The sequence below is a fragment of the Pantoea sp. ANP04 genome, assembly GCF_041982285.1.
Taxonomy (GTDB): Bacteria; Pseudomonadota; Gammaproteobacteria; order Enterobacterales; family Enterobacteriaceae; genus Pantoea; species Pantoea eucalypti.
This window is the reverse complement of record NZ_JAUTYS010000005.1, coordinates 54481-69491: the sequence shown is the minus strand read 5'-3', so window position 1 is coordinate 69491 and position 15011 is coordinate 54481. Positions and strand designations below refer to the sequence as shown.

The following is a 15011-nucleotide window of genomic DNA, read 5'->3' as shown; positions in this document are numbered from 1 at the left end:
TATCCATACCGGAAAGATGTTAAAAATATAACGCACCATCATGAATCAGCGCTAAAAATAAAAAACTCACAATTTTTCGTTCATACAAACGAATTATGATATCCGGACACGCCTGATATCGTCTATAGCCTGGAGTTAAAGAAAATATTATGCGTTTACCTTTAAACAGCAAAGCGATCATGATCATGACGCTCATCTGCTTTGTATGGGGACTACAGCAGGTTGCAATCAAGGCTGCCGAAAAAGAGGTTTCACTCACTCTGCAGATTGCTATGCGATCCGGTCTCGCGGCATTAGTAATATACGTTTATGCAAAGATTAAAGGAGAAAAATTTTCAATGGAGAAAATGACACTCTTCGCAGGCGTTTGTGCAGGAGTCCTCTTTGCGCTGGAATTTTTTTTTCTTTCTGAAGGACTACGCTACTCCAGCGCATCGCATATGGCGGTACTTCTTTATACTGCTCCACTCTATTCTGCTGTAGGCTTGCATATTTTTTCTGCCGAAGAAAAACTTACTGCCCGACAGTGGTTTGGTGTGATGATTGCATTTTTTGGGCTGGTGGTAAGCATGATCAATACAGTCGCTCATGCTGGCTTTGACAGCATTAATTATGGCGATTTGTGCGGACTACTTGCTGGCCTGGCCTGGGGATGCACTACCGTAGTTATACGTACAACGCCACTTTCTGTGTGCTCAGCAAAACAGACCCTGCTGTATCAGCTTTCAGGTGCATTTATCATTCTAATGACCATATCGCTCTTTAATGATGGTTATCATTTCAAGCCAGGTACAGTGGCATATGGAAGCCTGATATTCCAGACATTAATTGTTTCAGTAATCAGTTATCTTGTGTGGTTCAGCCTGCTGCGAAATTATCAGGTAGCCTCACTTTCAATGTTGACATTTATGACACCTTTTTTCGGAATACTTTCGGGCATAATAATATTGCATGAAAAAGTTCAGGCCAACTTTATTGCTGGCACAGTGCTGCTTATTATTGGCCTGCTTTTTATTACAGTAAAAACGCATCAACAGCATTCAAAAAATAAGTCAGTAGAATGAATTACGATATTTTAAGTTATAATATAAACTGCACTGGAGGTAATAACATTATGATTCAGGTAACAAATTACTCTCACGGTGCGCCTCTCATCACATTGAGTGACAATGCCAGCTTTGAAATCATGAGAAATAGAAAATGGTTTAGTCTTGCAAAAAATCAACGTATTGAGATACTTCGATTTGGCTACGATACAGCAATAGCATGGAACGAAACCAGGTCACATATCGATTATTTTAAACATGGAAAAATCTTCAGGTGCAATCTTATTTCCTGGTATAGCCCCGACACCTGGGCTAAAAAAAAATATTAATATACATCAGGCAGACAACTCAGGAATCGCTTAAAAGCCATGATTTTTGGCCACTGCCTGTCGGATATTATGCAGTTGAAGTAACAGTGCTCTACGGGCATCAGCATGCCCGGGAAAGGAAAAATTAATTCTCCTCTTTCCGTCCATTCCTGGACAAGATTAATTCTTCCCATCGCAATACCAAGATGCCGGGAAGCTGCAATCAGAGCCAAATCAGAACGGTCAAAGGATATTCCTTTTAGATCAGTATCAATATCCAGCTGAAAAAAACTTGACCAATTTGCCCATTCATTTTCACCTGAGTTAAAACGATCGTGCAGAAAGATACAATCTGACAGTTTTTCGGGATTGTTATAAAGACCATGATTTCTGGCATACCGCGGAGTACAGACCGGCGTTATGGCTTCTTTCATGAAGATCTCTTCTGTATAGCTTTCAGAAAACGAAGGTTTTCCGAAGTATATTGCCAGGTCTACTCCCCGATTAGCCAGATTAATGGCTTCAAGTCCGGTCAGAATCTTCAGCTGAACGGCAGGATTCTGTTCTATAAACTTATTAAGATGAGGAAGAAGAAGGCACTGAACGATAGACGGATGTGAATAAACAGTCAGATCACCTGTAAGCCCGCTATTCCTTATGTAATTAACCTCTTGATTTAAAAGATTAAAAGAATTTTTAGTGCCCATTGCATCCGTTCTCCTTCAGGCGTGAGAGCTATTTTACGATGGAGCCTGTAAAACAAGCTGAAACCCAGTTCTTTTTCAAGCTGGCTGATACGATGGCTCACCGCGCTTGGGCTAACGAATAACTCCTCGGCAGCAAGCGCAAATGATAATCGCCGTGCAACACACTCAAAAGTATGCAAGCGGGAGAGCTGATAGCCGGTCAGAGAATTAAGTATCGGAATGTTCTTGCTGTCAGAAAACACTTTTCCCCCAGAGTCGTTAGTCAAAAGAAAATACTTATTATAACCGCTCACGGATATGCCCAACTTTTCCTTTGCTGGAAACCAGGCCTGGAGAAACAGCCATAATCTGTCTCAGCCTGTAAGCTTTATGGCTGGCCCGGAACGATCAATTGTTGAAACTGCTGTACAAAAGATTATCAGTGTAAGACATGCAGAAGCCTGAACAGACTATAAACGTCAGAGCATAACCTGCTTTTTCGTGGTCATAGCTTCAGGAAACGCTGCTTGCTCTCGCGTGACGTTTTCGGTTCTGCGGGAAGCCATAAAAGCGCCTGTAGGGTTACTTTTAAAGCACTGAACCCGCGTCGTTATGCTGGTAAAACTTAACCATCTGACTTACTTAAAAACGAGTAAAAAAGATACCAGTCACCTCAGTGCGGATCTCTCCCCATCCGCACCATTGCCCGATACCACGCTCCGCGCTGAATCGACCATCTCAACCCCAACGCGATGGCATTAATCTTCTGGTCAATGATCGCCTGCTCAAAGCGGCCGATTTCTCTACCGGACATCGCCTGCGCCCAGGCTGGCATTAGCCCGAAGCCTGATTTCAGCATGATCTTCATCACTGGTTTCGCCTGCCAGCTCGGTGCAGGGGCGTTCATCAGCAATCGCGTCACTTCGGCGGTACGCTCATCAAAGCGCAGCTCTGCTCGCATCTGTTGCAGGTAATCCGCCACATCAACAACGCTTTTCGGCACCTTCTCCGCGCCCAGCGCCTCGGCAATCTGCGCCGCTTCCTGATAGTACTGATCCTGTTCGGCGCGGCTGAGCTGCGGATTTTTATAGCGCAGATGGGCCGCCAGAAAACGGCTGGTCTCCGCCACATGCACCCAGGTCAGCAGATGTGGATCGCTGGCGGCATAAGGTTTGCCTTCGCTGTCGACGCCGCTGACTTTCAGATGAATGCGTTTCACCCGCTCAATCAGCGTCCGGGCATCCTGCGAATTCCCGTAGGTGGTCACGGCGATAAACTGACTGGTGCGCCGCAGGCGGCCCATCATATCTTCGCGGAAATTGGAGTGATCCCAAACGCCCGCCAGCGCCGCTGGATGCAGCATCTGCAACAGCAGCGCGCTGATCCCGCCGCACATCATGGAGGTGAAATCACCGTGGACGCGCCAGATCACGCTGTCCGGGCCATACAGGCCGGGATCGCCTGGCGGTTGAGAGAGGTCAAATTCATTCATCGACAGACCATTAAGGCGGAAGACCTGCTGCTGAATGCGGTCACGCAGATTAATCATAGCGGCTCTGATAGTGGATATGATGCGACGCGTGATAGCAGGACGCTCACGACGCGCCGCATCACCTTCCCCTGCATTCAGGGGAAAGGCTGACGGTTATTGGTAGTTGAACTGCGCATCCTGAGTACGCACGGAATCGAGTCCAATCATCACGTTGAATTTGCCTGGCTCGGCAACATGCTGCATCTGCTGGTTCCAGAATTTAAGCGCATCGACGTCGATCTTAAAGGTCACGGTTTGCGACTCGCCTGCTTTCAGCATGATGCGTTTGAAACCACGCAGCTCCTGCACCGGACGGCTGATAGAGGCGACCGGATCGTTCAGATACATCTGGACCACCGTCGCACCATCACGCTTACCGCTGTTAGTTACCGTTACGCTGGCCTTAATGCTGCCATTACGCGGCATGGTCGGTGAAGACATTTTTACCGGCGACACGGTGAACGTGGTATAGCTCAGGCCGTAACCAAACGGATAGAGCGGGCCGTTAACCGCATCATAGTAGTGCGAGGTGTACTTGTTCGGCTTCGCAAAGTTGTAAGGCCGGCCAGTTGGCAGATGGTTGTAGTAAATCGGAATCTGACCCACTGAACGCGGGAAGGAGACCGGCAGTTTGCCCGATGGGTTATAGTCACCGAACAGCACATCGGCGATGGCGTTGCCACCTTCGGTGCCACTGAACCAGGTTTCCAGCACGGCATCAGCCATGCGATCTTCGTTCACTATCGACAGCGGGCGGCCGTTCATCAGTACAATCACCAGCGGCTTACCGGTAGCTTTGAGCGCGGCTAACAGCTTCTGCTGGCTCGGCGGGATCACCAGATCGCTGCGGCTGGAGGCTTCGTGCGCCATACCCTGCGCTTCACCCACGGCGGCGACCACCACATCGGCCTGCTTCGCTTTAGCGACCGCGTCATCAATCATCTGTTGCGGTGAACGCGTATCAACAGAAACAGCCTGCTCATAGAGGTTCAGGAAGTCCTGAATCCCTTTGTTGTCGGTGACGTTCGCGCCCTTCTCATACAGCAGCGTCGCTTTGCCTTCGGTGGCATTGCGCATGCCCTGCAGCAGCGAAACGGATTGCTTCGCCACGCCCGCCGCAGACCAGCTGCCCATAATGTCGCGCTGACTGTCTGCCAGCGGACCAATCAGGGCAATGGTGCCCGATTTTTTCAGCGGCAGCGTTTCCAGACGGTTTTTCAGCAACACGATGCTTTTACGCGCGACGTCGCGCGCTTCAGCCCGATGCAGACGGCTTTCCGCATTGGTATCCTGCGGGTCACTCTCTTTCGGACCTAAATGGCTGTAGGGATCGTTAAACAGGCCCATGTCATATTTGACGTTAAGCACATGCCGTGCCGCATCATCAATTTCAGCCATGGTAACGTCGCCGCTCTTCACCAGCGCAGGCAGATACTTGCTGTAATATTCGTCGCTCATGCTCATATCGACGCCCGACTTCAGGGCGATGCGCACCGCTTCCTGCGGATCGCTGGCGACGCCATGTTTGATCAGCTCTTTAATCGCACCGTGATCGCTGATGGTGATGCCTTTGAATTTCCACTTATCACGCAGCAGATCTTTCAGCAGCCAGCTGTCTGCCGTGGCCGGTACGCCATTGATGGAGTTGAGCGCCACCATCACGCCGCCGCTGCCCGCATCCAGTGAGGCTTTGTAGGGCGGCAGATAGTCCTGGAACATACGCTGCGGACTCATGTCCACGGTGTTGTAGTCGCGTCCCCCTTCCACTGCGCCATAGAGTGCGAAATGCTTCACGCTGGTCATTACGCTGTAGCGATCGGCCGCGCTTTTTCCCTGCATCGACTGCACCATGCTGCGACCCATTTCGCTGGTGAGATACGTATCCTCACCGAAACCTTCGGAACCACGACCCCAGCGCGGTTCGCGGCTGACATCCACCATCGGTGCCCATGTCATATTCAGCCCATCGTCGGCCGCTTCATAGGCGGAGACGCGCCCCACCTCTTTCACCGCATCCAGATCCCAGCTCGACGCCAGGGCTAAAGGAATAGGAAAAATGGTGCGCTGGCCATGAATAACGTCGTAGGCGAAAAACAGCGGGATTTTCAGGCGGCTGAGCTGCATCGCCTGATCCTGCATCGCGCGGATATCCTGACGGGTCACAGTATTAAAGATCGCGCCAACCTGACTCTTCTGAATCATGTCGCGAATCACTTCTTTCGGATTATCAGGTCCGACACTGATTAAACGCAGCTGGCCGATTTTCTCGTCCAGCGTCATTTTTTTAAGCAGTTGGTTAACGAAGGCATCCCGCGCCTGTTCGGTCATCGGGTGGTTACCTTGCACTGTCTCAGCTAAAGCGGGTTGCATCGCGAGGGAGACAGCGAGACTAACAGAGCAAATCCATTTCATCAGGTTGGGTTCTCTTAAGTAACTGCGCAATATCGAATTAACAGGCGGCAGTGTGCCACAAGATGAGAATAGCAGGTAGCGGTCAGGGTCACACTGCGTTGTGGTCAGTTGACGTGCTACAGTTAGGACGCACTGATAAGACAAGGGAATTGCTCATGACACAAACCTCTGCCCTGCTTTCTGACCTGCGCCGCCTGGTCGGCCCCTCTCATCTGCTGACAGAACCTGAACAGACCGCCCGCTATCGCAAAGGCTTTCGCTCCGGCGAAGGTGACGCGCTGGCCGTGGCGTTTCCTGGTACGCTGCTGGAGCTCTGGCGGGTACTGCAAACGCTGGTGAATGCGGATGTCATCATCCTGATGCAGGCGGCCAATACCGGCCTGACCGAAGGGTCAACGCCGCATGGCGACGATTACGATCGCCCGCTGGTGATCGTCAGTACCCTGCGACTCGATAAGCTTCAGCTGATTGACAGTGGCCAGCAGGTGCTGGCGTTCCCCGGCAGTACACTCTATCAGCTGGAAAAAGCGCTGAAGCCGCTGGGGCGCGAGCCTCACTCGGTGATTGGCTCCTCCTGTATTGGTGCCTCGGTGCTGGGCGGCATCTGCAATAATTCCGGCGGATCGCTGATTAAGCGCGGCCCGGCCTACAGCGAAATGGCCCTGTTTGCTCAGATTGATGCACAGGGAAGACTGAAGCTGGTTAACCATCTCGGCATCGATCTGGGAACGTCGCCGGAAGAGATTCTGGGGCGACTGGATGACGATCGCTGGCAGCCTAAAGATGTGCAGCACGATGGCCGTCACGCTTCCGATCATGAATATGCAGACCGGGTGCGTGAAGTTGATGCCGATACGCCAGCGCGTTACAACGCTGATGCGCGTCGTCTGTTCGAAGCATCCGGCTGTGCCGGGAAACTGGCGGTCTTCGCGGTGCGACTTGATACCTTCCCCACTGAACCGCAGCAGCAGGTGTTTTACATCGGCACTAACGAACCCGCTGTGCTCAACGATATCCGCCGTCACATGCTGGCGCATTTTACTCATTTGCCGGTGGCGGGCGAATATATGCACCGCGACATCTATGACATTGCGGAAGTCTATGGCAAAGACACCTTCCTGATGATCGACAAGCTGGGCACCGATAAGATGCCGCTGTTTTTCACGCTGAAGGGGCGGATTGATGCCTGGCTGAACAAGCTCTCCTTCGTTAAACCGCACTTCAGCGATCGCCTGCTGCAGCGCCTGAGTAAACTGTTTCCGGCGCATCTGCCCAAACGCATGAAGCAGTATCGCGATAAATATGAACATCATCTGATGCTGAAGATGTCGGGCGACGGCGTGGCAGAAGCGCGTCAGTTCCTGCGTGACTACTTCCGCGAAGGCGGCGGCGAGTTCTTTGAGTGTGAAGGCAAAGAAGGTGCGCACGCCTTTCTGCATCGCTTCGCGGCGGCAGGTGCGGCCGTGCGCTACCACGCGGTGCATGCCGATGAGGTCGAGGATATTCTGGCGCTGGATATCGCCCTGCGTCGCAACGATGCGGACTGGTTTGAAACTCTGCCCGATGAGATTCGCGCATCTTTAAGCCATCGCCTCTACTATGGTCACTTCTTCTGTCATGTCTTCCATCAGGATTACATCGTCAGAAAAGGGGTCGATGTGCACGCGCTGAAAGCGCAGATGCTGGAGATCCTTCAGGCGCGCGGCGCGGAATATCCCGCTGAACATAACGTTGGGCATCTCTATCAGGCGAAACCGCAACTGGCGGCGTTCTATCGCCGGCTCGATCCGACTAACAGCTTCAATCCCGGCATTGGCAAAACCAGCAAGCAAAAAGGCTGGGCGGTGAAACAGGTTTAACTCGCTGTTATCTGTCAGCCTGCCCTTCTCTGCAGGCTGACGTTCAAAACAGCCGAACCAGCAGACCCCATAAAACCTGCAGACTATTTGGTTATTCAGTTAATGAAATAGTCATCACTTAATCCAGCCTGACTGCTTTCCCTGATTACCGATTGCCCTTACCTTGTCTGCTAATAATATTTTAATAAAAAATTAATCCATCCTCCCATATTGAACCCACATTATTTTATGTCTCTGGGTTATGCGCAACGCCTCACAAAAAACCACCCTGACAATTGATAATTCGCGTCGCGAAAAATATATTCACGACACAAAAATAAAAAACCACAAATATTAATTTACCTCAGGGCAGGATCTTCCATGTCTAAAAAAAACTACACATTAGTATTGATGGAAATAATAGCGCTGTCAGCAGGCGTAACGGCAATGTCATCAACGCCAGCCTATGCTGCCGGATTTGTTGACGACTCAACGCTGACAGGAAATGTTTTTTACTGGCAGCGACAGCGAGACCGAAAAGAGAGCGATCCCGCCAGTCAGCATCAGGGAGAGTACCAGGCTAATTTACACCATACTTCACTCAACAGTAACCTCGACTATCAGTCCGGCTATGCCGGGGACTGGATTGGCATGGACCTCGCCGTGTTTGGCGCCGTTGAACTTTCCAATAGCGGTCCCGCCGCACCCAATGAAATTGGCTTCAGTAAATCGCATTCCCGCTGGAATGAAAAATGGAATGGTGACAGCAGTGGCGCATCGGTTTATAAAGCCGCACTGAAATTAAAACATAACGACTACTGGTTACGCGCGGGTTATATCCAGCCAACCGGACAGACACTGATTGCGCCTCACTGGAGTTTCCTGCCCGGCACCTATCGCGGATTTGAAACGGGTGCACTTTATGATTTCCAGCAAGCAGGCGCATTATCACTCTCCTGGATGTGGACCGATAAATATAAAGCCCCCTGGTATCGTGATTTATATAATTTCCGGCAGGCTGATAATAAAACGCCTGTCAGCTACCTGCATTCATTCGGCATGAAATATGACTTCAAAAATAATCTGGTGCTTGAAGGTGCATTTGGTCAGGCCGCACATTATATGGATCAATATTTTGCCAAAGCATCCTGGTCTGCCAGCCCAGGTGGTAACGAACTGCGCACCAGCTATCAGTTTTATGGCGCACGCGACAAAGTCTCGGGGGGCGCCGCAAACCCGCGTGATGTCTATGATGGCCTGGCCTGGTTACAGGCGATCACCGTCGGTTATACCGTCGGCCCGGTGGATCTCCGACTTGAAGGCAGCTGGGTTAAAGCTGAAGGGAATCAGGGCTTTTTCCTGCAGCGCATGACGCCGGGCTACGCCACCTCCAACGGACGAATGGATATCTGGTGGGATTCGCGTTCTGACTGGAACGCCAATGGTGAAAAAGCGATCTTTGCGGGCGCGATGCTCGATTTATCGCCGTGGCAGCTGACGGGCTGGAAAGCCGGCGCATCTTACGTCTGGGGCTGGGATGCAAAACCCGCCACGCTCCCCACCGTTGACCAGAGTCAGCGACTGAGAGAGTCGGCCTGGAACCTTGATCTGATCTATCAAATCCAGCAGGGCCGGGCCAAAGACACCCAGTTCCATCTTCACTATACCCGCTACAAAAATCACAGCGACCTGCCCAGCTTCAGCAACGGATACAACAACATTTTCCAGGACGAGAAGGACATCAAATTTATTGTTATCGCGCCGTTTACGCTGTTCTGACGCCCTGCGGACTTTCGGAACTATTTTCACCATTAAGGATGAATCAACATGTTCAAGTTAAGCCTTATCGCGCTCACTCTGCTGAGCGTTACCGCCACAGGCCACGCCAGCTCGTCAGGGCAGAAGGTGGTTGATCAAATCAGCCAGTTTGGCGTGACCTATCAGGTAACAGACAACCAGGCGGGACTGCACGGTACAGATTGCGCCGCGTTAGGCGCCGATTTTGCCTCCTGTAACCGCGCCATTATCACGCTGACCAATAACGGCCCTGCACTGACCGACAAAAACTGGGCCATCTACATGAGCAACATCCGCCAGACGCTGCGGGTCGATAACGATCAGTTTACATTGACGCATCTGGTCGGAGACTTAACGCGACTGGAGCCAACAGAGAAATTCACGGGTATTGGCGCGGGCGAATCAGTGCAGATCCCCATCGTTAACGAATACTGGCAACTGTTCGTGACTGATGTGATGCCGCGCTGGTATGTCACCTCCGTTGAGGCGACGCCAAAAATTATTGTCAGCACTGACTACGAAGATCCCAGCCAGTTTGTATTGCCGCTGGATAACCACTGGCGACGCAGTGCCGATGACAATAACGTCCTGATGCAGCCTGTCAGCCGGTTTGAGAAAAACAGCGATGTCGCCACCCTGCCAGCCTCAGCATTGCGGGGGCAAATCACACCCACGCCGCTGGACGTTAAACTTCGTTCGCAGGATGCCGATCTCAGCCGTGGCGTCACCTTGTCACTGACTGGACTGAGCCGTGAAACCGCTGAGGCAGTGAGACAGCGTATGGCACTGCTTGGCCTCAAAGAATCGCCTGATGGATTCGCTATTAACACGCAGGTCAAACCGGGTCACTTTAGCGGCAAAAAAGCGATATCGGGCGCATACGACCTCGATATTACTTCCCGCCGTGCGAGCATAGTCGGCTACGACGCTGCCGGTGCGTTCTACGGTCTGATGTCGATTCTGTCACTGGTCCCCTCAGAGGGCGCGCCACGGATTGCCACGCTGGAAGCCCATGATGCGCCGCGCTTTGCTTATCGCGGTGCCTTCCTTGACGTTGCCCGTAACTTCCACAGTAAACAGGCGGTGATGCGACAGCTTGATCAGATGGCATCGTGGAAGATGAACCGTTTCCATTTCCACCTCAGTGATGATGAAGGCTGGCGGATTGAGATTCCCGGCTTACCGGAACTCACGGAAGTGGGTGCGAAACGCTGTCATGATCTTTCCGAACAAAAGTGTCTGCTGCCGCAACTGGGTTCCGGCCCCTTCAGTGATAACAATGGCAGCGGCTATTTCAGTCGCGCTGACTATATAGAGATTGTTAAATATGCGCAGGCGCGCCACATTCAGGTCATCCCGGAAATTGACATGCCCGCCCATGCCCGGGCGGCGGTCATCTCAATGGAAGCGCGCTATCAGCGGCTGATGAAGGAGGGGAAACCTGACGAGGCTAACGCCTGGCGCCTGATCGATCCGACCGATAACTCCAACACCACCTCAGTGCAGTTTTACGACCGTACCAGCTATCTCAACCCCTGCATTGAAAGTTCACAACGCTTCGTGGACAAAGTGATTGGTGAAATCAAGGCGATGCACCAGGAGGCAGGCCAGCCACTCAGCGTCTGGCATTTTGGCGGTGATGAAGCGAAGAATATCCGGCTGGGCGCAGGCTACTCTGACAAAAACAGTCCAAAACCGGGTACCGGTCTGCAAGACCTGAGCCGCGAAGATTTGCCATGGGCAAAATCACAGGCCTGTCAGGCACTGGTGAAAAGCGGCAAAGTGGAAGATCTGGCCCATCTGCCGAGCTATTTTGCCCTGACCGTGAACGAAATCGTGAACCGGCACGGTATTGGCAAAATGCAGGCCTGGCAGGATGGCCTGAAAGATGTCAAACATGCCGGAGAGTTCGCGACGCCGCGTGTCGCAGTCAACTTCTGGGATACCCTCTACTGGGGCGGTTTTGACAGCGCCGGTGACTGGTCACAGAAAGGGTACGACGTAGTCATCTCCAGCCCTGACTACCTCTATCTGGACTTCCCGTATGAAGTTAACCCACTGGAGCGCGGCTATTACTGGGGCACTCGCTTCAACGATGAGCGAAAAATCTTTGGCTTCGCACCGGACAACCTGCCGCAGAATGCTGAAACTTCGGTAGATCGCGACGGTAACGTTTTCAGCGCCAAATCCGCGAAACCCTGGAAAGGGGCTTATGGTATTTCGGCCCAGCTGTGGAGCGAGACCGTGCGCACTGACGATCAAATGGAGTACATGAACTATCCTCGCCTCCTTTCAGTCGCAGAACGCAGCTGGCACCGCGCCAGTTGGGAGCGGGACTATCAGCCGGGTGAGGAGTATACCGGTGGCAAAACACAACTTGTTGATCAGAAGGCGCTTCTGAACGACTGGCAGCGATTTGCCAACCTGCTGGGACAACGGGAACTGGCAAAACTGGATAAAGCGGGTATTGATTATCGCCTGCCCGTACCGGGAGCAAAAATTGCTGATGGTATTCTGTTGATGAACGTGGCATTGCCTGGCATTACGCTGGAATACAGCCTGGACAAGGGTGAGAACTGGCAGCGCTACGACGCCAACAGACCGCCGCAGGTCAACGGTACTGTCGCCATTCGGTCGGTGAGCAGCGATGGCCAGCGCACCAGCCGTGAGGAAACGTTGTAGTCAGCGGGAGTGAGAAAACAGGCTTAAAAGCCCGTGTTTTGGACATAAAAAAGGCCGACAGACGTCGGCCCTTTCACCTCTGAAACGGGTTCTTTTAAACCAGCTTCTCTTCGGGTACCGGCTCCACATCTGCTATCTGCTGACGGCGCTCAATAATCATGGTCTGCGGAGTGGAGAGCAGAATGCCCTCTTTACGCAGACGCGTCAGAATATCGAACAGCAGATCGCTCTTCGCTCCTGCTATCTGCCGCTGACCGGCAACATTACCGGTGACGCTCAGGACAATCCCTTGCTGGGTCAGATCTTTAAACGAAACCGATGGCTCAGGTGTTTCCAGAATACGTTCGTTTTCGTTATAAACTTCCAGCAGAATATCGCGCACCTTTACCGGGTCGATATTTAGCGGGAAGGTCAGCGTAATGGTGACCACACCCTGCGCATTACCCATTGTCGCGTTGCGCACGTTCTGCGAGATAAACTGCGAGTTCGGCACAATTACGGTGGATTTGTCGCCCAGCTGAATCTCCGTGGCACGCACATTAATCCGGCGAATATCCCCTTCAATGCCGCTGATGCTCACCAGATCGCCGACTTTCACTGGCCGCTCGGTCAACAGAATCAGACCGGAGATAAAGTTCTTCACGATCTCCTGTAAGCCAAAACCGATACCAACCGACAACGCACTGACGATCCAGGCCAGCTTGTTCCACTGCAGCCCCATAATCGACAGGGTAAGCAGAATAATCAGCACATAACCGATGTTGCTGAACAGCGTCACCAGCGACACCCGCATCCCCACATCCATGGTGGTTTTTGGCAGGAAATCGGTATCAAGCCAGCGACGCACCGAACGCAGCACATAGATGCCGACAATCAGGCAAATTATCGCATTCACCATATGCGCTGGCACAATGTTCAGGGATTCGAGGCCTTTACCGCCCCAGAACTCAATGACTTTTTGCAGCAGCTCAATCGGCGTTGAAGAGGCAAAGGTGCCGTTGACCAGCGCCAGCGCCACCACCAGCACCAGGAAGGTTTTACCGATGGCCGTCAGCAGCGTAGCCGTTTGCTGCAAATGACGCTCATTGATGTTAAGTGAACTCTGAATGCGTCGACCGGTGGCATTACTGGTCGAAAAGAGACTCTCACAACCATCCTTGAGCAGGTGACTCAGGAAGTAGAACGAACCAAACAGCAGACCGCACCAGATCACTTCATAACTCAGGAAGCGCGCCAGCGTAACGTAACCGATCAGCAGCGACACGAGGATGGCAACCGCGGTCAGCGTCAGGCCCATCTGAATCAGCCCGACCAGCGTTGAGCGTGCTTCCGGCGGTGTGCCCGCCTGGGTCAGGCGACGGCGTACGCGGTTGGTGCGCATGCTGATCGCCAGTGCAGTACTGCCAATCAACAGTGCCGTCAGGCCGTTGGCAAAAATGGTGGTATTCAGACTGGTGCCGACGCTGTAGTTAAACGCCTCGACCGTCTGGAAGATAAACACCAGCACAGCGGTGATGGGTGGAAAAGGCTTTAATGCCATCGCCACTTCATTGGAGATAGCCGGTAAGCGCCAGCTGGGTCTGCGAGTAGAGAGGAATGCGCGCCCCAGTCCGGCAATCAGGCCACAAAAGACGCTTAGCTGCACCAGACGATCAACAAAGTCCTGAACGTTTTCAGAGACCTCATCCCGGCGGGTAAAGGCCAGAGAGAGAAAGTTAAAGGTGAGGACAACAGCCGCCAGCGTAGTCAGCGCTACCGCTGCCGCCAGGAAACTACGACGCAGCTTCCCTTCCGGCAGTTTATTAATGCTGATCCAGGCCAGAAACTCTTCGCAGTAGCGACGCCCCACCGTCATCACCAGCATTGCCGCCAGCAGCCAGAAGACACTACCCACGCGCCAGCCCGGCTCCCATGAGAGCGCGGCGGTGTCCTGCAACTCCTGCAGGAACTCCCCAATTTTCTCGCCCTCCAGATCCTGAGCGCTGAGCAGCGGTGACCAGAAGCGCGCACCGAGGATACTGCCGGAGTTGAGCGCCAGCTGGCTTTTCAGCTGATCACGACGCAGGTTAACAATCTGCGAAGAGAGCATCAGCGCGCCATTTTTAATGCCTTCGGCTTGTTTAATCTGGTCGTCGAGTTTGCTTTTCTGACTCCCCAGCGTGTTTCGCTTGCGCGTCACTTCCGGTGTTTCTTTCACACCGCTGTCGGCTTTAGGGGCCGGCCCAAGCACCTGCAACTGCGCTTCCACCTGCTGGCGATCGGGAACCAATGCCTGGCCAAGTGTATCGGCGTTACCTGACAGTTCCAGCGCCATTTCATTCAGCTGTGTCAGCTTGTTCTCGCCGGCATCGACGGAGACCTGACTTTTAATTTTATCGAGGATCTTCTGCATTTTCGGCAGTTCCACCGCAGCATTCAGCTTCGGCGGCGCATCCTGTTCCTGAGCAGGCGTGGCCGTATCATCCGCGGCCAGCGCCAGCGCCGGGGCAAACCCCACCAGCGCCAGCATTAACAATGCAAAAAAGGATCGTATAAACATATGAGTAAGATTCCGGCAGCTTAAATCAGGCGATCTTCCCTCGCCAGTCGCGCGTAGTGTAGGGCTTTGCAAGGGAGGGCAACATAGGAATAACGGGCATTTTTTGGGGCTGATTCCGGGCGGTCAGAGGCAAAAAAGGGCCTGAAGCCTCTGACCACATTCTATTCTGGCA

General features: G+C 52.6%; 7 protein-coding genes and 1 pseudogene. 4 read left to right on the top strand and 4 right to left on the bottom strand.

Annotated elements, in window-relative coordinates:
- Positions 1–149 precede the first annotated feature (149 nt).
- The gene (locus Q7C21_RS08920; protein ID WP_078804207.1) at positions 150–1064 is read left to right on the top strand and encodes a DMT family transporter; all 915 of its coding nucleotides are present in this window, start codon (positions 150–152) and stop codon (positions 1062–1064) included.
- Positions 1065–1371: 307 nt separating this feature from the next.
- On the opposite strand, the pseudogene dsdC reads toward Q7C21_RS08920, so the two are convergent.
- The 3 genes and pseudogenes from dsdC to bglX form a co-directional block, all read right to left on the bottom strand.
- Positions 1372–2303, bottom strand: a pseudogene (gene dsdC, locus Q7C21_RS08915) (DNA-binding transcriptional regulator DsdC).
- Positions 2304–2713: 410 nt separating this feature from the next.
- Entirely contained in the window at positions 2714–3589 is an 876-nt protein-coding gene (locus Q7C21_RS08910; RefSeq protein ID WP_008925071.1) for an oxygenase MpaB family protein, read from the bottom strand.
- 96 nt (positions 3590–3685) lie between these two features.
- Positions 3686–5983: a beta-glucosidase BglX gene (gene bglX / locus Q7C21_RS08905; protein WP_008925070.1), complete on the bottom strand. Its 2298-nt coding sequence runs from the start codon at positions 5981–5983 to the stop codon at positions 3686–3688.
- Between the two features lie 155 nt (positions 5984–6138).
- Here bglX and dld point away from each other — a divergent pair, with 155 nt between their 5' ends.
- The 3 genes from dld (at position 6139) to Q7C21_RS08890 (ending at position 12300) form a co-directional block, all read left to right on the top strand.
- The gene (gene dld, locus Q7C21_RS08900) at positions 6139–7842 is read left to right on the top strand and encodes a D-lactate dehydrogenase (protein WP_003851802.1); all 1704 of its coding nucleotides are present in this window, start codon (positions 6139–6141) and stop codon (positions 7840–7842) included.
- A 360-nt stretch (positions 7843–8202) separates the two neighbouring features.
- A complete protein-coding gene (locus tag Q7C21_RS08895) occupies positions 8203–9600 on the top strand; it encodes an OprD family outer membrane porin (RefSeq protein WP_008925068.1) in 1398 nt (465 codons plus the stop codon).
- 48 nt (positions 9601–9648) lie between these two features.
- Entirely contained in the window at positions 9649–12300 is a 2652-nt protein-coding gene (locus Q7C21_RS08890) for a beta-N-acetylhexosaminidase (protein ID WP_375150626.1), read from the top strand.
- A gap of 94 nt (positions 12301–12394) precedes the next feature.
- Here Q7C21_RS08890 and Q7C21_RS08885 read toward each other — a convergent pair whose 3' ends face one another.
- The gene (locus Q7C21_RS08885; RefSeq protein WP_008925066.1) at positions 12395–14839 is read right to left on the bottom strand and encodes a DUF3772 domain-containing protein; all 2445 of its coding nucleotides are present in this window, start codon (positions 14837–14839) and stop codon (positions 12395–12397) included.
- Positions 14840–15011 lie beyond the last annotated feature (172 nt).

What these genes read in the sequence shown, in the direction of transcription:
- dld (WP_003851802.1), top strand. Translation starts at nt 6,139, where the DNA reads ATGACACAAACCTCTGCCCTGCTTTCTGACCTGCGCCGCCTGGTCGGC.
- bglX (WP_008925070.1), bottom strand. Translation starts at nt 5,983, where the DNA reads ATGAAATGGATTTGCTCTGTTAGTCTCGCTGTCTCCCTCGCGATGCAA.
- Q7C21_RS08890 (WP_375150626.1), top strand. Translation starts at nt 9,649, where the DNA reads ATGTTCAAGTTAAGCCTTATCGCGCTCACTCTGCTGAGCGTTACCGCC.
- Q7C21_RS08885 (WP_008925066.1), bottom strand. Translation starts at nt 14,839, where the DNA reads ATGTTTATACGATCCTTTTTTGCATTGTTAATGCTGGCGCTGGTGGGG.
- Q7C21_RS08920 (WP_078804207.1), top strand. Translation starts at nt 150, where the DNA reads ATGCGTTTACCTTTAAACAGCAAAGCGATCATGATCATGACGCTCATC.
- Q7C21_RS08895 (WP_008925068.1), top strand. Translation starts at nt 8,203, where the DNA reads ATGTCTAAAAAAAACTACACATTAGTATTGATGGAAATAATAGCGCTG.
- Q7C21_RS08910 (WP_008925071.1), bottom strand. Translation starts at nt 3,589, where the DNA reads ATGATTAATCTGCGTGACCGCATTCAGCAGCAGGTCTTCCGCCTTAAT.